This is a genomic window from Pradoshia sp. D12, from assembly GCF_008935075.1.
GTDB lineage: Bacteria > Bacillota > Bacilli > Bacillales > Pradoshiaceae > Pradoshia.
Genome location: NZ_CP044545.1, coordinates 30,001 through 54,332 on the forward strand (window position 1 = coordinate 30,001; position 24,332 = coordinate 54,332).

Sequence of the window (24,332 nt, forward strand, 5' to 3'; positions counted from 1 at the left end):
CCCAGACAACCAGGATGTTGGCTTAGAAGCAGCCACCATTTAAAGAGTGCGTAATAGCTCACTGGTCGAGTGACTCTGCGCCGAAAATGTACCGGGGCTAAACGTATCACCGAAGCTGTGGATGCATACCGTATGGTATGCGTGGTAGGAGAGCGTTCTAAGGGCTGTGAAGCATGACCGGAAGGACATGTGGAGCGCTTAGAAGTGAGAATGCCGGTATGAGTAGCGAAAGAAGGGTGAGAATCCCTTCCACCGAATGCCTAAGGTTTCCTGAGGAAGGCTCGTCCGCTCAGGGTTAGTCGGGACCTAAGCCGAGGCCGAAAGGCGTAGGCGATGGACAACAGGTTGATATTCCTGTACCACCTCTCTTCCATTTGAGTGATGGGGGGACGCAGTAGGATAGGGTAAGCGCGCTGTTGGATATGCGCGTCCAAGCAGTTAGGCCGATGAGCAGGCAAATCCGCTCATCACATAAGGCTGAGCTGTGATGGCGAGGGAACTAGAGTACCGAAGTTCCTGATTCCACACTGCCAAGAAAAGCCTCTAGCGAGGAAGAAGGTGCCCGTACCGCAAACCGACACAGGTAGGCGAGGAGAGAATCCTAAGGTGATCGAGAGAACTCTCGTTAAGGAACTCGGCAAAATGACCCCGTAACTTCGGGAGAAGGGGTGCTCATTAGAGGTTTATAGCCTCGAAGAGCCGCAGTGAAAAGGCCCAGGCGACTGTTTAGCAAAAACACAGGTCTCTGCGAAGCCGCAAGGCGAAGTATAGGGGCTGACGCCTGCCCGGTGCTGGAAGGTTAAGAGGAGCGCTTAGCGCAAGCGAAGGTGCGAATTGAAGCCCCAGTAAACGGCGGCCGTAACTATAACGGTCCTAAGGTAGCGAAATTCCTTGTCGGGTAAGTTCCGACCCGCACGAAAGGCGTAACGATCTGGGCACTGTCTCAACGAGAGACTCGGTGAAATTATAGTACCTGTGAAGATGCAGGTTACCCGCGACAGGACGGAAAGACCCCGTGGAGCTTTACTGCAGCCTGATATTGAATTTTGGTACAGCTTGTACAGGATAGGTAGGAGCCTTTGAAGCCGGAGCGCCAGCTTCGGTGGAGGCATCGGTGGGATACTACCCTGGCTGTATTGACATTCTAACCCGCACCCCTGATCGGGGTGGGAGACAGTGTCAGGTGGGCAGTTTGACTGGGGCGGTCGCCTCCTAAAGAGTAACGGAGGCGCCCAAAGGTTCCCTCAGAATGGTTGGAAATCATTCGCAGAGTGTAAAGGCACAAGGGAGCTTGACTGCGAGACCTACAAGTCGAGCAGGGACGAAAGTCGGGCTTAGTGATCCGGTGGTTCCGCATGGAAGGGCCATCGCTCAACGGATAAAAGCTACCCCGGGGATAACAGGCTTATCTCCCCCAAGAGTCCACATCGACGGGGAGGTTTGGCACCTCGATGTCGGCTCATCGCATCCTGGGGCTGTAGTCGGTCCCAAGGGTTGGGCTGTTCGCCCATTAAAGCGGTACGCGAGCTGGGTTCAGAACGTCGTGAGACAGTTCGGTCCCTATCCGTCGTGGGCGCAGGAAATTTGAGAGGAGCTGTCCTTAGTACGAGAGGACCGGGATGGACGCACCGCTGGTGTACCAGTTGTTCTGCCAAGAGCATAGCTGGGTAGCTACGTGCGGACGGGATAAGTGCTGAAAGCATCTAAGCATGAAGCCCCCCTCGAGATGAGATTTCCCATAGCGCAAGCTAGTAAGAACCCTGAAAGATGATCAGGTTGATAGGTCCGAGGTGGAAGTGTGGTGACACATGGAGCTGACGGATACTAATCGTTCGAGGACTTAACCAAATGAATCAAGCATACTTGCCAAACTTACATTATCCAGTTTTGAAGGAATGATTTCTTTCTAACCAAATAGTCCGGTAATGATGGCGAAGAGGCCACACCCGTTCCCATTCCGAACACGGAAGTTAAGCTCTTCAGCGCCGATGGTAGTTGGGACGCGAGTCCCTGTGAGAGTAGGACGTTGCCGGGCAATTTAAGAAACCAGTTCAGTTGATGAGCTGGTTTTTTTGTGTTGTTTTTATAGGGACCAGGGAGGATTTTGGATACTTGTTAGAGCTGGATGGGTGAGGAGTCGGGAAGGATCTTTCGTCAAGGATACTACCTTAAAGACTTGTGGAAGCTATAGAAAAGCTGCGCTATTCAACACCTATGGGACATCTATACTCGGGGGAAGGTGGGTGAAGTGTGGAAGAAAGCAGTTATGCTCCACCTATGAAGCACCTACGCCCGATCTATCACCTACCTGCTCCCCACCTATCCCCGAAATAAAGATACGAAAAAGACAAAGGAAGCCATCTATCAAATACTAATGATTCCCCTTTCCTGGGGTTATGTAATTAAAGCTACGAATAGTTGAGCTATGCCAATTTCAAGAACACACCCCAGCATTTTGCTACAACATTTAAGCCGTGAATTCCAAAGGTTTCTACATGAATTATTCCTCAAAGATATTTATATGTTGGACATTTTGAAAGACATACAACGAAATTCACTTGTGGGCATAGAATAATATATAAATTTAAAATATTGTATACAGTTTGTGGCCGGGGGCGATACTAAGAGGTATGGAGGTGTAGTAAATGGCCAACTGCGAGCGTGAAACAAATGATCATCTTAACGAAGAATGTGCAATCTGTGAATCGACGAAAAAAAAGGGAATGCATCTATATAATATTTTTATTTGCTCGGAATGTGAGGATGTGTTAATTCATACAGAAACAAATGACCCTTTGTATAATGAGCATGTAGAGAAGTTGAAGAAAATGAATATTTCCAGTATTTACTCATAAAACTTGAATACCGCTATACTCCATCCTTATAATATAGTCAGCTGGCCCCTTCAACCGGAAGGAGCCTTTTTATTTGTTGGAAAAGGAGGCGTGTATGAGTGGCGGAAAAAATAATTAAAGTACCAATATTAGATATGCTGGAGAAACACCGAAATAAGAAGTCCATATCCATGCATGTTCCAGGCCATAAAAATGGTGTTGTCCTGCCTATTGAGGCTCCTCGGAGTTTTAGTTCGGTCCTGTCATGGGATGTGACAGAACTTGCAGGATTAGATGATTTGCATGAACCAGAAGAGGGTATTAAAGAGGCTGAAGCATTATTAGCGAAGTTTTATCAGACTAAAAAAAGTTACTTTCTTGTGAATGGAACAACTGTCGGTAATCTTGCGATGATCTTGGCTAGTATTGAGCCTGGAGATAAAGTCCTTGTACAAAGGAATTGCCATAAATCTGTGATGAATGGATTAAAACTAGCTAAAGCTAACCCAATATTTCTGACGCCTGTTATAGAATCTGATATTTCAATTGGTGTTCCATATGAAACAATTTATAATAGTTTGAATGATCATCTGGATGTAAAAGCAATTATTCTTACATATCCTAATTATTATGGGTTGGGAGTAGATCTGGCATCTATCATTAAGCGAGCTCATAAAAAGGGTATTCTAGTTTTAGTTGATGAAGCGCATGGTGCCCACTTTGCGGCAGGTGCTCCTTTTCCGCCATCTGCTGTCAATTTGGGGGCAGATATAGTTGTTCACTCAGCTCACAAAACCCTGCCTGCTATGACAATGGGCTCCTATTTACATATAAACAGTGAATTGGTAAACCAAGAGCGTGTGGAAGGGTATTTAAGAATGCTGCAATCAAGCAGCCCATCTTATCCAATTATGATGTCTCTAGATTTAGCGAGGGCTTATTTAGAGAGCTATTCAGAAAAGGATAAGGAATATTTAATAGAGCAAATTGAGTCTTTTAAACAATATTTACGAAGGCATGAGGAACTGTGCATTTTCGAATCAGAAAACAGCGATATTCAGGATCCTTTAAAGCTTGTTCTCTATCATAAAAACGGAATGTCAGGCTTTGAGCTGCAAAAATTAATGGAGCAAGCAGGGATTTATTCAGAGCTCACAGATGAGCTGCATGTACTGCTTGTTCTGCCTTTATTAAAGAAAAGTCAACCATATTCTGTTGATGATATTATACAAAGGCTAGAAAGGATTAATTGGATTACAGGAGAACAAACACGAATAAGCCTGGCTAGTAACCCATTAAAAAATAAACAACAACATATGGAGAGTGTCCTAGCAATATCCTATGAGGAAATGGATATAATGCCGCGGAAAAGAATTTCTCTTGCTCATGCATGTGGAGAAATCTCAGCAGAAACAATTGTTCCATATCCTCCAGGTATTCCGCTCATTCAAAAGGGAGAGATTATTACCTATGACATGGTGCAGAAATGCACATCCTTACTAACTCAGGGGGCTAAAATCCAAGGAGGAGTTTATTTAAAGCAACAACAAATTGAGGTCTTTGTGTAAGTCACATATGATATACTATCTAGTAGTTACAATATTGGAGGTTACTGCCTTGAAACGTGGAGTTTTTATAACGGTAGAGGGTCCTGAAGGGGCTGGGAAAACGACCGTACTAGCAAGAGTGGGAGAGCAGCTTGAAAAGGAAGGCTACTCAATTGTACTGACAAGAGAACCTGGTGGAATTCCTATTGCAGAACAAATCCGGCAGGTCATCTTAAATCCTGATCATACTGAAATGGATTCCAGGACAGAAGCACTGTTATATGCAGCAGCGCGCAGACAGCATCTTATGGAGAAGGTGGTACCTGCATTAAATAAAGGCTGTATTGTCTTATGTGACCGGTTTGTAGATAGCTCATTGGCTTATCAGGGGTATGCAAGAGGTCTTGGGATAGAGGAAGTCAGAGAGATCAATCGCTTTGCTATACAGGATACCATGCCAGAACTTACATTGTTCTTTATGATTGATCCTGAAATTGGCTTGAAGAGAATTGAAAATCATAAAAGTCGGGAAATAAATCGTTTGGATCTTGAGAAGCTCAATTTCCACCAAAAAGTATATGAGGGCTATCAACTATTAATAAAAAATGAACCTGATAGAATAAAGGTAATTGATGCAAATCAAAGCTTTGAAGAAGTTTATCAAGAAACTCTTCAACAAATTCGGACATATATTCACAGGAGACCTTAAGGCAAATGCTTTAAGGTTTTATATTTATCACTTGAATTGCTTTATGGTTACAGAATAACTGGTATAATGGATAAGTAAAGCTTAAATACGCACCGTCATTTTTTCTTTATAATCCTTATAGGAGGTTTTAGCCATGAAACTTATAATAGCAGTAGTACAAGATAAAGATAGTACTAAATTATTAGGTGATTTGGTCGACAATAACTTCCGAGCAACTAAGTTGGCTACAACTGGAGGATTTTTAAAATCCGGTAATACTACCTTTTTGATAGGTACTGAGGAATTAAGGGTGAATAAGGCTCTTGAAATCATAAAGAAGAACTGCAAATCCAGAGAGCAGCTTGTAGCACCAGTTACTCCAATGGGTGGTAATACAGACTCTTATGTACCTTATCCAGTAGAGGTCGAGGTAGGAGGAGCAACAGTTTTTGTAATGCCGGTGGATAAGTTTTACCAATTTTAACAATTTATACAGTCAGTGAGGATGAGAGGAAATAAGCATGATTAACACGTGGGATCAATTAGCCAATCAACAACCAAGAGTATCAATGATGCTCAAGAATAGCCTAATGAAGAATCGTGTGGCCCATGCTTATCTTTTTGAAGGAGAGCGTGGTACCGGTAAAAAGGATACAAGTATTCTTCTGGCTAAATCTTTATTTTGCCATAACCGAGAAGACGGTTTTCTTCCCTGTGAGGAATGTACAAATTGTAAAAAAATTGACCATAAAAACCATGCGGATGTCCATGTTATTGAACCGGATGGTTTATCGATAAAAAAGGAACAAATTCGATTGCTTCATGAGGAATTTCAAAAGAAGGCAGTTGAGTCATCACAAAAAGTTTACATTATTACGCATGCACATAAAATGACTGCTTCTGCGGCCAATAGTTTATTGAAATTTTTAGAAGAACCTCATGCAGGGACAACAATTATTTTGCTTACAGATCAAATTCACCGCATGCTTTCAACCATCCTATCCCGTTGCCAAACGTTATCCTTTATGCCGTTAAATCCAAAGGAATTAAGTAAGCAGTTAATACAGGCAGGAGTACCTGTCACGAAGGCTCCCTTGATTGCGAGTTTGACGAACAGTGTCGATGAAGGTTTGTCGTTAAATGAGGATGAGTGGTTTGCACAAGCCCAAAAAATAGTGGTAAAATTATTTGAAGCAATGAAAAATCCTGTGGATGGTATTATGGTCATTCAGGAGAGTTGGCTTTCGCATTTTAAAGAAAGAGAACAGACAGAAATAGGCTTAATGCTCCTATTGAATATATATCGTGATCTCCTTTATATACAGCTGGATAAGCCGGAAGAGATTGTATACAAAGATATGGAGGAAAGGCTTCGCCAATTGGCCATTCAACATTCCCCCAAAAAATTGGCGTATCAAATGAATCAAATATTAGAGTCAAAACGAAAAATTTCGGCTAATATAAACCCACAGCTGTTAATGGAGCAGCTTGTGCTTAACCTTCAGGAGGGGTTTACACTTGTATGATGTTGTAGGAGTCCGCTTTAAAAAGGCGGGTAAAATATATTATTTTGACCCAGGTGATTTGGAAATAGCCAAGGATGAATACATCATAGTTGAGACAGTACGCGGAGTAGAGTTTGGAAAAGCTGTTATACCCAGAAAGCAGGTTGGGGAAAATGATGTAGTTCTGCCCCTGAAAAAAGTTATTCGAATAGCTGATGAAAAAGACCGGCTGATTGTGGACGAAAATAAACAAATCGCTGAACAGGCATTTCAAGTATGCAGCGAAAAAGTGGTTGAGCATCGTTTGGAAATGAAGCTTGTAGATGTTGAATATACTTTTGATCGTAATAAGGTGATTTTTTATTTCACAGCAGATGGACGAGTTGATTTTCGTGAGCTGGTTAAAGATCTGGCAGCTATTTTCCGAACACGTATTGAATTAAGACAGATTGGTGTCAGGGATGAGGCAAAAATGCTTGGAGGCATTGGACCTTGCGGCAGGATGTTATGTTGTTCTACATTTCTTGGGGACTTTGAACCGGTCTCCATTAAAATGGCTAAAGACCAAAACTTATCATTGAATCCCACGAAAATCTCAGGTCTATGCGGGCGTTTGATGTGCTGTTTAAAATATGAGAATGATGAATATGAGAGCGCAAAAGAGCAGCTTCCAGATTTGGGAGAGTACGTGGTTACACCGGTTGGTCGCGGTAAAGTAATCGGTCTTAACATTCTTGAAAAAATCATGCAAATAGAATTGCAGGGTAAGGAACGAGTAGTTGAATATACGCTGGATGAGATGATGGAGGAAGGCACCTTCTCGATTCAAGCCACAGATTAATAAGGTGGTGGGTGTTGATGAATAAAAAGGAAATTTTCGATTCGGTTAGCAGTATGGAAGCTCAAATTGGAGATTTGTATAAGCAACTTGGAGATTTAAAAGAACATCTCGCAGAAATATTGGAAGAAAATAATTCCCTCAAGTTAGAAAACGAAAATGTAAGGCGTCGCTTGCTGGATTTAGAAAAGACAAAGCCTGCGGTTTCTCAGAAAAAGCAAGCAAAAAAAGGCAATAAGCTAATGGATGTCGGAGAGGGCTACGATAATTTAGCGAGACTATATCAAGAAGGTTTCCATATTTGTAATCTGCACTTTGGAAGTCCACGTAAAGATGGGGATTGCCTGTTTTGTCTTTCATTTTTAAATAAGAAATAAAGATAGTCTTTCCTATCGATAGGAAAGACTATTTTTATAATTGATTTTTTACTGTATATAGGTAGGAGCGGATTGTAGAGTGTATATATTAAAGGATGATGAGCGTCTGGATTATTTATTGGGAGAGCCACTTAGGATTATTCAAAGCCCGAGTGTCTTTTCTTTTTCATTGGATGCTGTTTTATTATCTAAATTTGTATATGTTCCCATTCAAAAAGGGAATTTGGTTGATTTATGTTCTGGAAATGGTGTCATTCCACTCTTGCTCAGTACACGCACCAAGGGGCGTATATACGGAGTGGAGATTCAGGAGCGACTATATGATATGGCCGTTAGAAGTATAGGCTACAATAAGCTGGATGATAGAATTGAAATGTACCATGAGGATTTAAATAAAATTATTCCAATTCTCGGCCATGATAAATATGATGTTGTCACCTGTAATCCACCCTATTTTTTGACACCAGCGAAGGAAATTCAAAATGAAAATGAACATTTTGCCATAGCCAGGCATGAAATTAAATGTACATTGGAGGATGTAATCAGAGTGAGCAGCCAGCTTTTAAAGAACGGCGGTAAAGCGGCCTTTGTTCATAGACCCGGTAGGCTGCTTGATATTGTAACGTTAATGAGAAAGTATAGATTAGAACCAAAACGTCTTCAATTTGTGTATCCAAAGGCAAATAAAGAGGCAAATACAATCCTGATTGAAGGAATAAAAGGCGGAAATCCTGATTTAAAATTATTGCCACCATTAATTGTGTATGATGAAAATAATGAGTATACCAAAGAATTGAGAACCATCACCAATGGACAAGAATAATCACTATTTTTATGTACTTGAATGTGCGGACGGCAGTTATTATGCTGGGTATACAAATGATGTAAATAAGAGAGTGAATACACATAATGATGGGAAAGGTGCCAAATATACACGAGGGAGAAGGCCTGTGGTGCTTCGCTATGTCGAGGAGTATCAGACAAAGACAGAGGCTATGCAGGCTGAGTATCGCTTTAAACAGCTAAGCAGGGGCGCCAAGGAAAGGATCGTACAAATGGGAGGAACAGATAATGAAGGCCCAAAAAAGCTTTGAAAAAGAGAATGAAGCAGTTCTCTATTTAGTACCAACACCAATCGGTAATTTAGATGATATGACATTTCGCACAATAAATATCCTCAAGCAGGCAGATTTAATTGCGGCAGAGGATACAAGGAATACAAAAAAACTGTGCAATCACTTTGATATTCAGACACCGTTAGTCAGTTATCACGAGCACAATATGAATCAGAGCGGGGAATCCTTGATTGAGAAAATGAAAAGTGGAAAACAAATTGCCCTCGTAAGCGATGCCGGAATGCCTGCTATTTCAGATCCTGGCTATGAGTTAGTCCAGTCCTGCATAGAGGAGGACATAAAGGTCGTATCATTGCCTGGTGCAAATGCGGCACTAACGGCACTGATTGCTTCAGGTATAGTCCCGCAGCCATTTTATTTCTATGGATTTCTAAACCGAAGCCGTAAAGAAAAGAAGAAAGAACTGGAGCGATTAAAAATAAAGGATTCGACCATAATCTTCTATGAATCTCCTCATCGTTTAAAGGAAACACTTACGATAATGTATGAGTATTTTGGAAATCGAAAAATAGTATTGGCAAGAGAGCTGACAAAAAAGTTTGAGGAATATATTCGAGGGACAATGTCTGAGATTATACAATGGGCTAATGAACATGAAATACGCGGTGAATTTGTGATCATAACCGAGGGGTCAGATAGGGAAGAGTTAGATGATCTAGGAACAGCCTGGTGGACAGAGATGGAATTGAAAGAGCACGTCGATTTTTATATTGAATCTGAGAACCTTAAACCGAATGAAGCGATAAAAAAGGTTGCGAAAGATAGGGGTCTTCAAAAAAGAGAAATCTATCAGGCTTATCATGTTGAAGAGAATTAAATTAAAAGCTAATCAAAAAGCTCCCCGAAAGGGAAGCTTTTTGATTAGTTGTTTACAACCAAGTTTTCTTGAATCTCTTTAAGAAGCTGTTCTGCTCCTTCACGGCTAAGGATTAATTTACCGTCAGCAAGTGTGAAGTTGTTGTCGGATACTTCACCTGTAACTTGGCAAGTCATATTCGGCTTATATTTTTTTAGAATAATTTTTTCATCGTCAACATAAATTTCTAAAGCATCTTTTTCTGCGATTCCTAAAGTACGACGAAGCTCAATTGGAATTACCACCCGTCCAAGCTCATCTACTTTACGTACAATACCTGTGGATTTCATAAAAATACTCCTCTCATAGTAAAATATTTTTTTAATAAAATTCGTCATTATTCGACAAAATTTAAGGATGTTTTCATAATACCAAGCATTCCCAAAACCGTCAATGTTTTTGGATTGCATAATAATAGTAGTTTATTCCATATTTAGTGAGGTTTTATGAAAAAAACAGTAAAAAAACGATATAAATTTACATAAATATACATTAAATGAATCATTTACATGGACAAATTGACAATAAATTATAAAAGATTCAAAATAAATCAAATATATTTTGCGCATATTTGTAATTTTATTACAAAATTAAATATATTCATATAATTAATACATCTTGTCTACAATAATTATTTGTGAAAAAGATTTCAATATATAAGTGTAATAAAATTTTCCAAAAGCGCCCCGGGTTCATATGTATAAAAATAATTAAAATTCCTTTATAATGTACTATTATGTAATGTATTTATAAGCAAATCTTACGTACTTTATTGCAAGGCCTTTAAGGAGTGGAAAAGATGAAGGAAAAATTAAATACTTTTTATATTACTACCCCAATTTACTATCCAAGTGGAAATCTTCATATTGGACATGCATATACGACAGTTGCAGGAGATGCAATGGCTCGTTATAAGAGAATGCGTGGATATGATGTTATGTACCTAACTGGTACAGATGAACATGGGCAAAAGATTCAGCAAAAGGCAGAAGAAAAAGGAATCAGCCCGCAGGAATATGTTGATGGTATGATCAGAGACATCAAAATACTATGGAACAAGCTTGATATTTCTTATGATGATTTCATTAGAACCACTGAAGAAAGACATAAGAAGGTTGTTGAGAAGATTTTTAAACGCTTGCTTGATCAGGGCGATATTTATCTTGATCAATATGAAGGCTGGTATTGCACTCCATGTGAATCATTTTTCACAGATCGTCAGGTAGAAGAGGGCAATTGTCCTGATTGTGGACGTCCAGTTGAAAAGGTAAAAGAAGAATCCTACTTCTTTAAAATGAGTAAATATGCTGACCGATTATTAAAGTTTTACGAAGAGAACCCTGAGTTCATTCAACCGGAGTCACGCAAAAATGAGATGATTAACAACTTCTTAAAGCCTGGTTTAGAGGATTTAGCTGTTTCCAGAACAACTTTTGACTGGGGCATAAAGGTGCCGGGTGATCCTAAGCATGTTATCTATGTTTGGATTGATGCATTATCTAATTATATTACGGCTTTAGGTTACGGTACTGATGATGACTCCAAGTACATGAATTATTGGCCGGCAGATGTCCATTTGGTTGGTAAGGAAATCGTTCGTTTCCATACTATTTACTGGCCAATCATGTTAATGGCACTTGATCTACCTCTTCCTAAAAAAGTATTTGCACATGGCTGGCTATTAATGAAAGACGGCAAAATGTCTAAATCTAAAGGGAATGTTGTAGATCCTGTAACGCTCATAGATCGATATGGTTTGGATGCCCTTCGTTATTACTTATTGCGTGAGGTTCCATTCGGAGCGGATGGCGTATTTACTCCAGAAGGCTTCGTTGAAAGAATTAACTTTGATTTAGCCAATGACCTTGGAAACTTATTGAACAGAACTGTTGCAATGATTAATAAGTACTTTGAAGGAAAAATACCAGCTTATAAAGGGTCAGAGCGTGAATTTGATCAGCAGCTGCTGCAGGCTAATAAGGAAACGGTAGTAAAATATGAAGAGGCAATGGATGATATGCAATTCTCTGTTGCGTTGTCTACTATATGGCAATTGGTAAGCCGCACAAATAAATACATTGATGAAACTCAACCATGGGCCTTAGCGAAAGATGAAGCTAAAGTTGACGAGTTGGCATCTGTAATGGTTCATTTAGCAGAATCCTTAAGAAGAGTTGCTATCATGCTGAAGCCGTTCCTAACTGTAACTCCTGAAAAAATATTTGAACAATTGGATTGTCAGGATCCTTTATTACAAAGCTGGGATAGCTTGAAAGAGTTCGGATTGATCTCTGAAAATTCAACTGTTAAAAAAGGACAGCCTATCTTCCCTCGCCTGGATATGGAGGAAGAAGTTACTTATATTAAGGAAGCGATGCAAAGCACGGCACCAGCTGCACCGGTCCAAGAAGCGAAAAAGGAAATCGAACAACCTACAGAGGTAGAAGAGATTACGATTGATGATTTCAAAAAGGTGGAGCTCAGAGTAGCTCAAGTAATAAAGGCTGAGCCCGTGCCAAAAGCAGACAAACTGTTAAAACTTCAATTAGATCTTGGATATGAGCAGCGTCAGGTTGTTTCTGGCATTGCGGAGCATTACAAACCAGAAGAATTGACTGGTAAGAAGGTTATTTGCGTAACGAATTTAAAACCGGTTAAACTTCGCGGTGTACTATCTCAAGGGATGATTTTAGCTGGTAGTCTTGATGGTCAATTAGCGTTGGCCTCAATTGCGGAATCCCTACCAAATGGGGCACAGGTTAAATAATTGATTTTGAACGTAGGGATGTTACATGTGAAACATCCCTATTGTTTTGGGTATAGAGAGGTATTCTAGGCAAATGGTAAAGGAGTGCTAACATTGTTATTTGATACACATGTGCATTTAAATGATGAGCAATTTGATAATGATTTGGAAGAAGTTATCAGTCGAGCCAAAGCGAATGGAGTAGAGCGGGTTATCGTTGTTGGTTTTGATGAGAAGACTATTAAACGAGCAATGGAGTTAATAGAAACTTATGACTTTATGTATGCAGCGATTGGTTGGCATCCGGTAGATGCAATCGATCTAACTGATGAATATCTTGAATGGATTGAGGAGCTGACCAAGCATCCAAAAGTGGTGGCAATTGGAGAAATAGGCTTAGACTATCATTGGGACAAATCACCGAAGGATATCCAAAAGGATGTATTCCGCCGTCAGATTCGTCTTGCTAAAAAACTTAAGCTTCCTATCATCATTCATAACAGGGATGCTACAGAGGACGTAGTAGAGATCCTTAAGGAAGAGCATGCAGAAGAAGTTGGCGGAATTATGCATTGCTTTAGCGGCAGTGTGGAAACGGCACAGGTATGCTTAGACATGAATTTTTATATTTCTTTAGGCGGACCGGTTACATTCAAAAATGCAGTTAAACCCAAAGAGGTTGCAAAGGCCGTGCCGTTGGAAAGATTATTGATTGAAACCGATTGTCCTTATTTAGCACCTCACCCGTTTAGAGGGAAACGAAATGAACCAGGCTATGTCAAACTTGTTGCTGAGGAAATAGCAAGGTTGAAAGAAGTTTCTTATGAGGAAGTTGCTGAAGCAACAATGAGTAATGCCAAAACACTTTTTAAATTGATTTAAAGACAGATTCCCCCATTTTATTGGATGAAAATATACGTATATGGATAGGTAGATTGGATGTCATTAACTGCTTCGAGACAATCCTTACTCTAATAAGCATGAGAGCGGTATTATTTGACAAGCCTATTTATATATTTATATAATGCATTCAGTGAAAAGGGGGTAATTTTTTCGTGAATAAATACATGAAAAACCTATTTTCCAGGCCGCGGCAAACGCCAAAGGTAATATTAATGATGACTAGTATCGCTGTATTTCTATTAGCTTCCGGAGTTTTATTTTTTGAAGGAACAAAGAAGACAGTGGCACTGAGCCTGGATGGAGAAAAGCAAAAGGTAAAAACCCATGCTGATACCATAAGTGAATTACTTGAAGAACATGACATATTAGTAGATTCGAAGGACTATCTCAGTATACCTGAAACGACTAAAATAAAAGATGATTTACACATTGTGTGGGAGCCTGCTGTTGATATAAAGGTCATAATAGATGACAAAGAGCAGAGCTTTGCTACGACTGCGAAGACAGTTGAAGATGTTTTAAAAGAGGAAAATATACAGCTAAGGAACGAGGATTTCCTGTCCCATGATATGAATGACAAGATAGAAGCCGGTATGATCATACATATTGAGAAGGCTTTTCCTGTTACCGTAATTGATGGTGAGAATGAAAAAATACTATGGACAGTCTCGACCCCTGTGAAGGACTTTTTAGATACTGCCAATATACATATTGGTGATTTGGACCGTGTTGAACCTGGGATAAACGAGCAGCTTAGTAAGAAAGCATCCTTGTCTATTACACGAGTTGAAAAAGATACGGAAGTAGTGGAAGAACCGATTGCATATGAGACTATCAAGCGAAATGATCCCGCATTAACCTCAGGAAAACAGAAAGTAACCACTGAAGGCGTTAACGGTCTCATAAGTAAGAAATATGAGCTTATTAAAGAAAATGGGAAAGTTGTGTCCAAAAAGCTGATTTCAGAAAATGTTATTAAGGAAAAAACTGATCAGGTAATCTCCGTTGGGACAAAACAAAAACTACCTATAGCAAAGCCAATGTCTAATGTAAAAAAGAACGTGCAAAAGGCTAGTGATAGTGATGAATATTATGTTACGGCTACTGCCTATACCGTTGACTGTGATGGCTGTTCGGGTAAAACTGCAGTTGGCATTGACCTGCGTGCAAATCCGAACAAAAAGGTTATCGCTGTTGACCCTAACCTAATACCGCTTGGCTCAAGAGTATATGTAGAAGGCTATGGTTATGCAGTTGCAGGAGATACAGGTGGCGCCATAAATGGGAATAAAATTGACGTCTATGTTCCTACATCTGCCGAAGCCCATAACTGGGGTGTAAAAAAGGTCAAAATAAAAGTTATTCGTTAAATATTACGGTAATTTATACAGTGGATTTCGTATCCGCTGTTTTTTTACGTTATAATAGGCAGGGTTAACCGTAAATAAATTAATATTACATTAATATTACAAAAATAACACAAATATATCAATTGTAAATTACAAATTTTAGATAAAATTTTTTGGAGGGAAAATGAAAATCAAAGAAATTATTGTCGTTGAAGGAAAAGACGACACCACGGCCATCAAACGCGCTTTAAATGCTGATACAATAGAAACGAATGGTTCAGCTATTAATCAGGAAACATTAAATAAAATTCGCTTGGCGCAAAAGGTCAGGGGAGTGATTGTTTTTACTGATCCTGACTTTCCGGGAGAGAGAATAAGACAAATCATTTCACAGGAAGTACCCGGATGCCAGCATGCGTTTCTGCCAAAGCACTTGGCTATCCATAAGTCAGGGCGTGGGCTGGGTGTTGAACATGCGTCTGATGAAGCCATCAGAGATGCATTAAAAAATGCGAAACTAATGGATTCGGAATTAAAAGAAGTAATCAGTAAGGATGATTTGGTCTTATTTGGTTTAGTTGGCGGTCCAGGTTCCGCTGAGAGACGGGAAAAGTTAGGTCGATATCTGAATATCGGCTATGCAAATGGCAAACAGCTATATACAAGATTGAAGATGTTTGGAATCTCAAAGGAAGAGTTCATGAAGGCAATCGAACATATAAATGGAGTGGAAATAAATGAATAAAGATATTGCAACCCCAATTAAAACAAGAGAAATACTGGATAAATATGGATTCTCCTTTAAGAAGAGTCTTGGCCAGAACTTCTTAATTGATACAAACATACTACGAAATATTGTTCACCATTCGGGTGTTCACTCAGAGAGCGGAGCAATAGAAATTGGGCCGGGTATTGGCGCGTTGACAGAACAATTAGCAAAGAACTGTAAGAAAGTTGTAGCCTTTGAAATAGATCAACGCCTTTTGCCGATCTTAAAAGATACTCTTTCAGCTTATGATAATATCCAAGTTATTCACGAGGATATACTGAAAGCAGACGTAGCAAAAGTGATTAAGGAGGAGTTTACTGGTCAGGTAGATGATCTTCATATTGTAGCGAACTTGCCATATTACGTTACTACGCCGATTATCATGAAACTACTTGAAGAACGTCTGCCCCTTGAAAGCATAACGGTTATGCTTCAAAAAGAAGTTGCTGATCGTATGGCAGCAGCTCCAGGAACGAAAGAATATGGGTCATTGTCGATTGCAGTCCAGTATTACACAACAGCTGCAGTAGCCATGATTGTACCGAAAACGGTATTTGTGCCGCAGCCTAATGTAGATTCTGCTGTTATCCATCTAAAGGTCAGAGATAAACCGGCTGTAGAGGTTGAAGACGAAGGTTTCTTTTTTGAAATTACGAGGGCAAGTTTTGCTCAAAGAAGAAAAACGATTTTAAATAACTTAGTTTCCCAGCTTCCTGATGGAAAAGCAAGAAAGGAACTGATTCTCCAAGGGCTGGAAGCTGCGGGTATAGATCCGATTAGAAGAGGAGAGACATTATCTCTGCAAGAGTTTGCCGATTTGAGTAATGCTCTTAAACCTCATTTTAAATAAATATATAAAGCAAAAAAAGCCAGTTCAAGTTGATCTGGCTTTTTTCTGTCTTCACATCTGACCCTTGATCTGCATAGCCTATGTTGAATCCATTGATTAGTTGCAGTGACATAATATGGAGTGAGGCTTTCATGATAAAGGTTAATGATATAGTTGGTCGGAAATCGTATGATTGCGATATCTATTTTCGTGTTATAGATATTTTGGAGCATGATGGCGGAAAAATTGCGATCATATTTGGTGAAGATATACGTTTGGAAGCAGATGCACCCCTCTCGGATCTAAAAGTAATAGGCGAAGATGAGAGAGCTACAAGAAATATGTATACAGATACTTTGGTGAATCAATCAAATCATCTTATATCACAGGAATTTGAGCGATTGCGTCATAAAAAAGAATATGAAGTCACAGATGGGTACCGACAGCCTATTGATTATTTTCAAATCCCTGGAAAGGTGCTGCATCTTGATGGAGATCCTAGTTATTTGGAGAAATGCCTGACCCTTTATAAGCGCATTGGAATTCCTGTACACGGAGAACATTGTAAGGAGCGTGAAATGCCTTATAAGGTTGGAGAATTATTGGATCAATACAGGCCTGATATCCTTGTCATCACAGGCCATGATTCCTATTCGAAGTCTAAAGGAGCCATTAATGATATAAATGCATATAGGCATTCAAAGGACTTCGTAATGGCCGTCAAGGAGGCTAGGAAAAAAATTCACCATTTGGACCATTTAGTTATCTTTGCAGGTGCTTGCCAATCTCATTTTGAATCATTAATCGTTGCTGGTGCTAATTTTGCCAGTTCTCCTTCCCGTGTGAATATCCATGCATTAGATCCGGTTTATATTGTTGGAAAGATAAGTCTTACGCCTTTTATGGATCATGTGAATGTATGGGAGGTTCTTCGTAATACTTTAACGGGTGAGAAAGGGCTTGGAGGAGTTGAATCGAAGGGTGTTCTTAGAATCGGAATGCCTTATCATACAAACGAGGCGAAGGAAAAGCTTGAAACAGATGACTGATTGTCTAACCCATATCATATGGTTTTTTAAAAGGTTCTTACCTATCTCTCAACTCTTGAATTAGTACTATTTATAAGCAGATTCTTAACAGAATGATTGCTAATGCCAAAAGTACCGATGGTTAATGATCGGTGCTTTTTTTATATTCACCAGATAAAGGGATAAAGTCAGTATTGATCCCTGCTAAATTGATTCCGCTGACTCGTGTTTAGTGAAGGGTAGAATGTTTTGTAGAAGTGGCTCTCCAAGATAGTTTTATTCAACAAAATAAATCATTTATCCCCTCTATAATCTTAAACATAATGTAATTGGAATTTACATACATATCTATCTGTCGAATAGGGTAGAATAAAAGAGAGAAAAAAACGGCATTTTTCTTGTGAAAAACATTGACAAACAAATTTGATCACTGATATAATTTATTATTTTATTTGACCGTCATTAGTCTATGTGATATACTACTTTTAGTGAGGTGGACGAAGCATGCCAAAAAGTTTGAATGATATTAAACAGATTTTGGATTCCCATTTGGGACAGAAGTTGCTACTCAAAGCGAATGGCGGTAGAAGAAAAACTATCGAACGTTCAGGTGTATTAGCTGAAACTTATCCCTCAGTATTCGTTGTCGAATTAGATCAGGATGAGAACTCTTTTGAAAGAGTTTCATACAGCTATGCAGATGTATTAACAGAAACGGTAGAATTAACATTTACTGAAGAGACATCAGGAAAAATGGCGTAACGGCAGTGAACAATAGTTCTCTGCTTTTTTATTTGCCTACATGAATATATTGGCTGTTATGAAATTTAGTTTTAGATAAATGATATAAAGGTCGTACCGATAAAAAGGAGCTGTTAAACTTGGGCAGAAGAAGTATGATGTCTGAAAAGTTTAAAGAAGAGCTTGCTAAGGAACTTGGTTTCTGGGATGTAGTGCAGAAAGAAGGATGGGGCGGAATTAGAGCCGTTGATGCAGGGAATATGGTGAAAAGGGCAATTGAAATAGCAGAGCAGCAATTAGCCAATCGATCATAAATGCTGTGACATTCGACTTTCCGAAAACTAATACTTGTTCGGTACGGCAATTAAACCCCAGGGATTTATATCCTGGGGTTTTCTTGTTCGCCACAAATTAAAGAGAAAAATTTATACGAATAGTGGCGATTGGTGTTACGAAAATGTACAATGTGAGAAGGTAACAAAAGGATAAGTAGGTGAACAGAATGAAATGGATGGAGAAAGCACCTGCTAAGATTAACTTGGCACTGGATGTTTTATATAAAAGGGAAGATGGCTTCCATGAAGTTGAAATGGTTATGACGAATGTCGATTTAGCAGATCGGATCGAACTGATGGAACTAAATAACAATACCATAAAAATTAACTCGCATAACCGCTATGTGCCGGATGATAGTCGGAATTTAGCTTATCAGGCAGCAGCATTATTGAAAAAGAAATACGAGATTAATACAGGTATTGAAATAACCATTGATAAACATATCCCTGTGGCAGCAGGTCTTGCAGGTGGCAGCAGTGATGCTGCAGCAACATTAAGAGGGTTAAACCGCATTTGGAACCTTGGCCTTTCTATGGACCAGCTTGCAGAGCTTGGAGCTGAGATAGGATCAGATGTATCATTTTGTGTGCATGGTGGTACAGCAATCGCAAGAGGCAGGGGAGAAAGAATTGAGCATTTGCCAGCACCTCCAAACTGCTGGGTAGTTTTGGCGAAGCCGACAATAGGGGTATCTACAGCAGATGTCTATCGTAATTTGAAGATAAATGAATTGGCACACCCTAATATAAATTCAATGGTAGAGTCTATATATAATCAAAATTATGAGGCTATGTGTCAAAGTATGGGAAACGTTTTAGAGAGTGTAACGTTAAAAATGTATCCTGAAGTGAAAATGATTAAGGAACAAATGAGCAGGTTCGGAGCTGACGCTGTGTTAATGAGTGGAAGCGGACCTACAGTATTTGGCTTGGTTGAACATGATTCACGTATGCAAAGGATTTATAATGGGTTAATGGGTTTTTGTGAACATGTTTATGCAGTTCGCCTGCTTGGAAACAGGCTGGATATTGAATAAGCACGGACATTAATATAAAATCATAATAAAATATTCGTGTTCTGGGGGTAAAAATGAAATTGCGCAGAAGTGAACGTCTTGTAGATATGACAACCTATTTGATGGATCATCCCTCCACCCTTATTCCACTATCCTTTTTCTCAGAAAGATATCAATCTGCGAAATCTTCTATCAGTGAGGATCTCGTGATTATTAAACAGACCTTGGAAGCAATGGGGAATGGAACGTTGGTTACTGTCCCTGGAGCGGCAGGCGGAGTAAAGTATATTATTGGCGTGAGTATGGAGGAATCTGACCAAATCATCAAGGATTTATGTGCTTTGATGGAGACACCGGAAAGGCTGTTACCAGGCGGCTACCTTTATATGACGGATATTTTGGGTCAGCCAAAAATAATTGGTAACGTAGGAAAACTAATTGCCTCACATTATGCAAACCAAAATATTGACGTTGTTATGACAGTAGCAACAAAAGGTATTCCTTTAGCATATTCAGTAGCTCACTATTTAAATGTTCCGGTGGTTATTGTCAGAAGAGATTCATTAGTAACAGAAGGCCCGACATTAAGCATTAATTATGTGTCAGGCTCAAATAAAAGAATTCAAACAATGGTCTTGTCGAAGAAAAGTCTTAAAAGGGATTCGAAGGTTTTGATTGTGGATGACTTCATGAAAGCCGGCGGAACCGTAAACGGTATGATTAACTTAATTGAGGAATTTGATGCAAATGTAGCAGGGATTGCTGTGTTAGTTGAAGCTGAAAATTCTGAGGAGCGTCTTGTCGATGAGTACCTATCTTTGATTAAATTGACGGATGTAAATATGAAGGATAAAACAATTAAGGTAAATAAAGGTAATTTCTTCCGATCTAAGTAGGAAGTAATCGGCATAACCGATTGGATGTTCAGTGCCTTTTATACTGCGATTATATTCAGTTATTAAAAAATTTCACAATTATTTCTATATTTTTCAAAAAAAAGAAGGAATATCATAATTTTTGTGGAAATAGTTTAGTAATTCGCATTATAAAAGGTGGTGACATAGATGGAAGTGACTGACGTAAGATTACGCCGCGTCAATACAGATGGTAGAATGAGGGCGATTGCATCCATTACTTTGGATAATGAATTTGTTGTTCATGATATTCGAGTTATAGATGGGAATAATGGCCTGTTTGTGGCAATGCCAAGCAAACGCACACCAGATGGAGAGTTCCGTGATATCGCTCATCCAATCAATTCTGGAACGCGCGGTAAAATCCAGGAAGCTGTTCTTGCCGAGTATCACCGTATTGGTGAAATGGAAGAGGTAGAGTTAGAAGGAGCAGGAGCATCTTAATAGATAGAAAATTTAAAATCAACATCTAGAGCCGACCATCTGAGAGGCTCTTTTTTATTTTTCTTCACAAATTCCTCTAATACTCTCCAGTGCATTTCTCTTCACAAATTTATAAATTAATTCATGGTTTTGACTCCACTTCTTGAAAAGAACATGGAGTTAAGGTATATTCGTAATGGATAAAAAGGTAAACGGAGGGCAATCATGACGAACCGAAATGCTGTAATACTAGCTGCGGGAAAAGGGACGAGAATGAAATCCAGCTTATATAAAGTATTACATCCCGTATGCGGCAAGCCGATGGTAGAACATGTTATAGATAACGTATCATCCATTAAGGCGGAGAAAATTGTAACGATTATTGGTCATGGCGCTGAAGAGGTTAAGTCAGTCTTAAAGGACAAGACTGAATATGCACTGCAAGCAGAACAATTAGGAACTGCCCATGCGGTTATGCAAGCACAGGACCTACTTGGTAGTGAAGAAGGCACAACTCTTGTGATTTGCGGAGATACACCTCTTATTACAGCAGAAACGTTAGATGCATTATTAAATCTGCATGCTGAGCAAAAAGCAAAAGCTACAATCCTCACGGCACGAACAACCAATCCTGCTGGTTATGGTCGTATCGTGCGAAACAAAGAGGGCTTGGTTGAGAAAATTGTAGAACATAAAGATGCAACTGAAGAAGAATTGCTTATTGAAGAGATTAACACTGGCACTTACTGTTTTGATAATAAGCTCTTATTTGATTGCTTAAAGAATGTTTCTAATCATAATGCACAGGGTGAATACTATTTACCGGATGTTATTGAGATACTAAAGAAACAGGGAGAAATTATTTCTGCATATGAGACACCTGATTTTGCAGAAACGCTAGGTATTAATGATCGAGTAGCACTGTCTCAGGCAGAAACATATATGAAGCGTCGTATTAATGAACAGCATATGCGTAATGGAGTCACTATTGTAGATCCAGAAAACACATATATCCATAAGGATGTACAAATAGGAACGGACTCATATATATATCCAGGTACGACTATTACTGGTCATACAGTAATAGGAAGCGGCTGTAAAATAGGGCCGAATACGGAAATCGAAAATTGTAATATCGGAGATAATACGGTTATTCGCCAATCGGTTGCACATGATAGCCAAATTGGATCTGAGGTTCAAATAGGACCTTTCGCCCACATTCGTCCTCAATCCAATATTATGGACGATGTTAAAATTGGGAACTTTGTTGAAATCAAAAAAACCACCTTTGGTAAAGGAAGCAAGGCATCTCATTTAAGTTACTTAGGAGATGCAATTGTTGGAGAAGGTGTAAATGTTGGATGCGGAAGCATCACGGTAAATTATGATGGTAAAAATAAATTCCTGACTACGATTGAAGACGGAGCTTTTATCGGTTGTAACTCGAACCTGGTTGCTCCTGTAACTGTAGGCAAGGGAGCATATGTTGCCGCTGGTTCAACGATTACGAAAGATGTTCCAGGTGAGGCATTATCAGTTGCCCGTGCACGTCAGGTAAACAAAGAAAATTATGTAGGCAAGTTAAATCTTAAAAAATAGTCTTGGAGGCCCATAATGTCAAATCGATATTTAGATCCTAATTTAAAGGTTTTTTCTCTTAATTCGAATCCCGGATTAGCAGAAGAAATTGCTAAAGAGATTGGCGTTGAATTAGGAAAATGCACAGTGTCGCAATTTAGCGATGGTGAAGTACAAATCAATATTGAAGAAAGTATTCGCGGATGTGATGTTTATGTCATTCAATCAACAAGCCAGCCTGTAAATGAACATCTAATGGAGCTGCTAATTATGATTGATGCGCTGAAAAGAGCGTCTGCTAAGACCATTAATATTGTTATGCCTTATTATGGTTACGCGCGTCAAGATAGAAAAGCAAGAGCACGTGAACCTATTACAGCCAAGCTTGTAGCTAATTTATTGGAAACAGCAGGGGCATCACGTGTCATTACACTTGATCTTCATGCTCCTCAAATTCAAGGATTCTTTGATATTCTGATTGATCACTTAATGGGTGTGCCAATTCTTGCGGATTATTTCCAACAGAAGAATTTGGAGGATATCGTTATTGTATCTCCGGATCATGGCGGAGTAACAAGAGCCCGTAAAATGGCTGATCGCTTAAAAGCACCTATTGCTATTATTGATAAACGCCGTCCAAGACCAAATGTTGCAGAAGTAATGAATATTGTTGGCAACATTGAAGGAAAAACAGCTATCTTAATTGATGATATTATTGATACTGCCGGTACGATTACACTCGCTGCCAATGCGTTGATTGCAAATGGAGCAAAAGAAGTATATGCCTGCTGTACACATCCAGTACTATCAGGTCCGGCAATTGAAAGAATTCAAAGCTCCAAAATTAAAGAACTGGCTGTTACAAACACCATTGCACTACCAGAAGAAAAAAGAATTGATAAGATCGTAAATCTATCAGTGGCTTCTTTAATTGGAGAGGCAATTATCCGTGTTCATGAGGAACAATCAGTAAGTACATTATTCGATTGATCAGAAGTCTGCCATAAGGCAGACTTCTTTTAGTTATCATTCAATGTAACTTACCCATAGTGATAAGTGAATTGTTTCAAGTTCGGGAGATTAGGGAATATGAAAGGGTGATATTTAAAATAGATTAGGATGGTGAAGCAAAATGGTTACAAATTTAACAGTAAGTGAACGAACAGATTTGAAAAACTCATCTTTAAGAAAATTAAGATCAGAAGGTAATTTCCCTGCAGTTGTATATGGGAAGGAAAAAGAAGCGAAGACAATATTTGTAGAAGAAAGTAGTTTTTTAAAGGCGATTAAAGAAAGTGGACGCAATGGCGTACTATCGCTTGAGATAAATGGAAGTAAGGAAAAGGTAATGCTTACAGAGTATCAACAAGATCCTATAAAAGGGAATATTGTGCACGCTGACTTTTTAATCGTGAATATGTCGCAGGAAATGGATGTAGAGGTGCGAATTGATCTTGTTGGACAGGCAGAAGGAGTGAAATCCGGAGGTATGCTGCAACAAACTCTGCACACAGTAACAGTATCCTCTAAGCCTGATGATATTCCAAGCTCAATCGAATATGATGTTTCTGAATTAAAAATTGGCGATTCCATTATCATCGCTGATTTAAATGTTGAAGGTTCTTATACCATTTCACAGGATGAAGATGAAGTCGTTGCATCTATCCTTCCTCCTACAGTTGATACGGATGATGATGCTGAAGAAAAGGAAAGTGCCGAGACAACAGATAATAAAGAAGACTAAGATTAAACTAAGATAGAGCAATATAGGTCGTGAATTAAGAAGGTTGTTGAGAACTGTCGTTTCTCAGCAGCCTTTTTTATCATGACAAAAAAGAGAAGAGGACATGCTAAAAAAATCACAAATTTTTGTTATCCTTATTTTCCTTTGAGGATGAAACAGTATAAAATGTTAAGAGG

General features: G+C 39.2%; 25 protein-coding genes and 2 rRNA genes (1 of these 27 running past the window's edge). 26 read left to right on the plus strand and 1 reads right to left on the minus strand.

Annotated elements, in window-relative coordinates; translation table 11 throughout:
- The 12 genes from F7984_RS00145 to rsmI form a co-directional block, all read left to right on the plus strand.
- Positions 1-1,848 (plus strand): 23S ribosomal RNA (locus F7984_RS00145); it begins 1,088 nt to the left of the window's first position.
- A 70-nt stretch (positions 1,849-1,918) separates the two neighbouring features.
- Positions 1,919-2,035: ribosomal RNA gene (gene rrf, locus F7984_RS00150) — 5S ribosomal RNA — on the plus strand.
- 610 nt (positions 2,036-2,645) lie between these two features.
- Positions 2,646-2,855 carry a sigma factor G inhibitor Gin gene (locus F7984_RS00155; RefSeq protein ID WP_066103225.1) on the plus strand — a complete coding sequence of 70 codons (210 nt, stop codon included), beginning with the start codon at positions 2,646-2,648 and terminating at the stop codon, positions 2,853-2,855.
- A 98-nt stretch (positions 2,856-2,953) separates the two neighbouring features.
- On the plus strand, positions 2,954-4,402 hold the full coding sequence (locus F7984_RS00160; protein WP_225983636.1) for an aminotransferase class I/II-fold pyridoxal phosphate-dependent enzyme: 1,449 nt from the start codon (positions 2,954-2,956) through the stop codon (positions 4,400-4,402).
- 7 nt (positions 4,403-4,409) lie between these two features.
- Complete coding sequence (gene tmk / locus F7984_RS00165; protein WP_148631348.1) at positions 4,410-5,090, plus strand: dTMP kinase; 681 nt, start codon at positions 4,410-4,412, stop codon at positions 5,088-5,090.
- A 133-nt stretch (positions 5,091-5,223) separates the two neighbouring features.
- Positions 5,224-5,553 (plus strand): cyclic-di-AMP receptor, encoded by a 330-nt coding sequence (locus tag F7984_RS00170; RefSeq protein WP_066103220.1) that lies wholly within the window; start codon positions 5,224-5,226, stop codon positions 5,551-5,553.
- A gap of 37 nt (positions 5,554-5,590) precedes the next feature.
- Positions 5,591-6,595, plus strand: a complete 1,005-nt coding sequence (gene holB / locus F7984_RS00175; protein WP_066103216.1) for a DNA polymerase III subunit delta' — start codon at positions 5,591-5,593, stop codon at positions 6,593-6,595.
- A complete protein-coding gene (locus F7984_RS00180; protein WP_066103211.1) occupies positions 6,588-7,415 on the plus strand; it encodes a PSP1 domain-containing protein in 828 nt (275 codons plus the stop codon). The genes holB and F7984_RS00180 overlap by 8 nt, the downstream gene beginning before the upstream one ends.
- Positions 7,416-7,432: 17 nt before the next feature.
- Positions 7,433-7,789, plus strand: coding sequence for a DNA replication initiation control protein YabA (yabA, locus tag F7984_RS00185; RefSeq protein WP_066103206.1), 357 nt, complete (start codon positions 7,433-7,435; stop codon positions 7,787-7,789).
- An 85-nt stretch (positions 7,790-7,874) separates the two neighbouring features.
- On the plus strand, positions 7,875-8,612 hold the full coding sequence (locus F7984_RS00190) for a tRNA1(Val) (adenine(37)-N6)-methyltransferase (RefSeq protein WP_413242780.1): 738 nt from the start codon (positions 7,875-7,877) through the stop codon (positions 8,610-8,612).
- Positions 8,599-8,883, plus strand: a complete 285-nt coding sequence (locus F7984_RS00195; RefSeq protein WP_066103203.1) for a GIY-YIG nuclease family protein — start codon at positions 8,599-8,601, stop codon at positions 8,881-8,883. Before F7984_RS00190 ends, F7984_RS00195 begins: the two co-directional genes overlap by 14 nt.
- Positions 8,861-9,742 carry a 16S rRNA (cytidine(1402)-2'-O)-methyltransferase gene (gene rsmI / locus F7984_RS00200; protein ID WP_066103200.1) on the plus strand — a complete coding sequence of 294 codons (882 nt, stop codon included), beginning with the start codon at positions 8,861-8,863 and terminating at the stop codon, positions 9,740-9,742. Before F7984_RS00195 ends, rsmI begins: the two co-directional genes overlap by 23 nt.
- Before the next feature lie 44 nt (positions 9,743-9,786).
- Here rsmI and F7984_RS00205 read toward each other — a convergent pair whose 3' ends face one another.
- Positions 9,787-10,077 (minus strand): transition state genes transcriptional regulator AbrB, encoded by a 291-nt coding sequence (locus F7984_RS00205; RefSeq protein ID WP_139063808.1) that lies wholly within the window; start codon positions 10,075-10,077, stop codon positions 9,787-9,789.
- Between the two features lie 503 nt (positions 10,078-10,580).
- On the opposite strand from F7984_RS00205, the gene metG reads away from it, so the two are divergent.
- From metG to F7984_RS00275, 14 genes are all read left to right on the plus strand, one after another.
- Complete coding sequence (metG, locus tag F7984_RS00210) at positions 10,581-12,548, plus strand: methionine--tRNA ligase (RefSeq protein WP_066103195.1); 1,968 nt, start codon at positions 10,581-10,583, stop codon at positions 12,546-12,548.
- A gap of 93 nt (positions 12,549-12,641) precedes the next feature.
- Positions 12,642-13,409, plus strand: a complete 768-nt coding sequence (locus F7984_RS00215) for a TatD family hydrolase (protein ID WP_066103192.1) — start codon at positions 12,642-12,644, stop codon at positions 13,407-13,409.
- 173 nt (positions 13,410-13,582) lie between these two features.
- On the plus strand, positions 13,583-14,800 hold the full coding sequence (locus F7984_RS19620; protein ID WP_316246012.1) for a resuscitation-promoting factor: 1,218 nt from the start codon (positions 13,583-13,585) through the stop codon (positions 14,798-14,800).
- Between the two features lie 163 nt (positions 14,801-14,963).
- Positions 14,964-15,524, plus strand: coding sequence for a ribonuclease M5 (rnmV, locus tag F7984_RS00225; protein WP_066103188.1), 561 nt, complete (start codon positions 14,964-14,966; stop codon positions 15,522-15,524).
- Positions 15,517-16,398, plus strand: coding sequence for a 16S rRNA (adenine(1518)-N(6)/adenine(1519)-N(6))-dimethyltransferase RsmA (rsmA, locus tag F7984_RS00230; RefSeq protein ID WP_066103185.1), 882 nt, complete (start codon positions 15,517-15,519; stop codon positions 16,396-16,398). Before rnmV ends, rsmA begins: the two co-directional genes overlap by 8 nt.
- A 131-nt stretch (positions 16,399-16,529) precedes the next feature.
- Positions 16,530-17,426 carry a sporulation peptidase YabG gene (gene yabG, locus F7984_RS00235; RefSeq protein ID WP_151675497.1) on the plus strand — a complete coding sequence of 299 codons (897 nt, stop codon included), beginning with the start codon at positions 16,530-16,532 and terminating at the stop codon, positions 17,424-17,426.
- A gap of 483 nt (positions 17,427-17,909) precedes the next feature.
- Complete coding sequence (veg, locus tag F7984_RS00240; protein WP_066103179.1) at positions 17,910-18,167, plus strand: biofilm formation stimulator Veg; 258 nt, start codon at positions 17,910-17,912, stop codon at positions 18,165-18,167.
- A gap of 137 nt (positions 18,168-18,304) precedes the next feature.
- A complete protein-coding gene (locus tag F7984_RS00245) occupies positions 18,305-18,460 on the plus strand; it encodes a small, acid-soluble spore protein, alpha/beta type (protein ID WP_066103234.1) in 156 nt (51 codons plus the stop codon).
- A 188-nt stretch (positions 18,461-18,648) separates the two neighbouring features.
- Positions 18,649-19,518 carry a 4-(cytidine 5'-diphospho)-2-C-methyl-D-erythritol kinase gene (gene ispE, locus F7984_RS00250; RefSeq protein ID WP_066103175.1) on the plus strand — a complete coding sequence of 290 codons (870 nt, stop codon included), beginning with the start codon at positions 18,649-18,651 and terminating at the stop codon, positions 19,516-19,518.
- 53 nt (positions 19,519-19,571) lie between these two features.
- A complete protein-coding gene (gene purR / locus F7984_RS00255) occupies positions 19,572-20,393 on the plus strand; it encodes a pur operon repressor (protein ID WP_066103173.1) in 822 nt (273 codons plus the stop codon).
- Between the two features lie 168 nt (positions 20,394-20,561).
- Positions 20,562-20,855 carry a septation regulator SpoVG gene (gene spoVG / locus F7984_RS00260; RefSeq protein ID WP_066103170.1) on the plus strand — a complete coding sequence of 98 codons (294 nt, stop codon included), beginning with the start codon at positions 20,562-20,564 and terminating at the stop codon, positions 20,853-20,855.
- A gap of 204 nt (positions 20,856-21,059) precedes the next feature.
- Positions 21,060-22,433: a bifunctional UDP-N-acetylglucosamine diphosphorylase/glucosamine-1-phosphate N-acetyltransferase GlmU gene (gene glmU / locus F7984_RS00265; RefSeq protein WP_066103167.1), complete on the plus strand. Its 1,374-nt coding sequence runs from the start codon at positions 21,060-21,062 to the stop codon at positions 22,431-22,433.
- A 15-nt stretch (positions 22,434-22,448) separates the two neighbouring features.
- Positions 22,449-23,402, plus strand: a complete 954-nt coding sequence (locus F7984_RS00270) for a ribose-phosphate diphosphokinase (protein ID WP_066103164.1) — start codon at positions 22,449-22,451, stop codon at positions 23,400-23,402.
- A gap of 142 nt (positions 23,403-23,544) precedes the next feature.
- The gene (locus F7984_RS00275) at positions 23,545-24,156 is read left to right on the plus strand and encodes a 50S ribosomal protein L25/general stress protein Ctc (RefSeq protein ID WP_151675498.1); all 612 of its coding nucleotides are present in this window, start codon (positions 23,545-23,547) and stop codon (positions 24,154-24,156) included.
- The last annotated feature ends 176 nt before the right edge of the window (positions 24,157-24,332 follow it).

What these genes read in the sequence shown, in the direction of transcription:
- F7984_RS00245 (WP_066103234.1), top strand. Translation starts at nt 18,305, where the DNA reads ATGTCTGAAAAGTTTAAAGAAGAGCTTGCTAAGGAACTTGGTTTCTGG.
- rsmA (WP_066103185.1), top strand. Translation starts at nt 15,517, where the DNA reads ATGAATAAAGATATTGCAACCCCAATTAAAACAAGAGAAATACTGGAT.
- holB (WP_066103216.1), top strand. Translation starts at nt 5,591, where the DNA reads ATGATTAACACGTGGGATCAATTAGCCAATCAACAACCAAGAGTATCA.
- glmU (WP_066103167.1), top strand. Translation starts at nt 21,060, where the DNA reads ATGACGAACCGAAATGCTGTAATACTAGCTGCGGGAAAAGGGACGAGA.
- F7984_RS00270 (WP_066103164.1), top strand. Translation starts at nt 22,449, where the DNA reads ATGTCAAATCGATATTTAGATCCTAATTTAAAGGTTTTTTCTCTTAAT.
- yabA (WP_066103206.1), top strand. Translation starts at nt 7,433, where the DNA reads ATGAATAAAAAGGAAATTTTCGATTCGGTTAGCAGTATGGAAGCTCAA.
- F7984_RS00195 (WP_066103203.1), top strand. Translation starts at nt 8,599, where the DNA reads ATGGACAAGAATAATCACTATTTTTATGTACTTGAATGTGCGGACGGC.
- rnmV (WP_066103188.1), top strand. Translation starts at nt 14,964, where the DNA reads ATGAAAATCAAAGAAATTATTGTCGTTGAAGGAAAAGACGACACCACG.
- rsmI (WP_066103200.1), top strand. Translation starts at nt 8,861, where the DNA reads ATGAAGGCCCAAAAAAGCTTTGAAAAAGAGAATGAAGCAGTTCTCTAT.
- purR (WP_066103173.1), top strand. Translation starts at nt 19,572, where the DNA reads ATGAAATTGCGCAGAAGTGAACGTCTTGTAGATATGACAACCTATTTG.
- ispE (WP_066103175.1), top strand. Translation starts at nt 18,649, where the DNA reads ATGAAATGGATGGAGAAAGCACCTGCTAAGATTAACTTGGCACTGGAT.
- F7984_RS00170 (WP_066103220.1), top strand. Translation starts at nt 5,224, where the DNA reads ATGAAACTTATAATAGCAGTAGTACAAGATAAAGATAGTACTAAATTA.
- F7984_RS00155 (WP_066103225.1), top strand. Translation starts at nt 2,646, where the DNA reads ATGGCCAACTGCGAGCGTGAAACAAATGATCATCTTAACGAAGAATGT.
- metG (WP_066103195.1), top strand. Translation starts at nt 10,581, where the DNA reads ATGAAGGAAAAATTAAATACTTTTTATATTACTACCCCAATTTACTAT.
- yabG (WP_151675497.1), top strand. Translation starts at nt 16,530, where the DNA reads ATGATAAAGGTTAATGATATAGTTGGTCGGAAATCGTATGATTGCGAT.
- F7984_RS00275 (WP_151675498.1), top strand. Translation starts at nt 23,545, where the DNA reads ATGGTTACAAATTTAACAGTAAGTGAACGAACAGATTTGAAAAACTCA.
- veg (WP_066103179.1), top strand. Translation starts at nt 17,910, where the DNA reads ATGCCAAAAAGTTTGAATGATATTAAACAGATTTTGGATTCCCATTTG.
- tmk (WP_148631348.1), top strand. Translation starts at nt 4,410, where the DNA reads ATGATATACTATCTAGTAGTTACAATATTGGAGGTTACTGCCTTGAAA.
- spoVG (WP_066103170.1), top strand. Translation starts at nt 20,562, where the DNA reads ATGGAAGTGACTGACGTAAGATTACGCCGCGTCAATACAGATGGTAGA.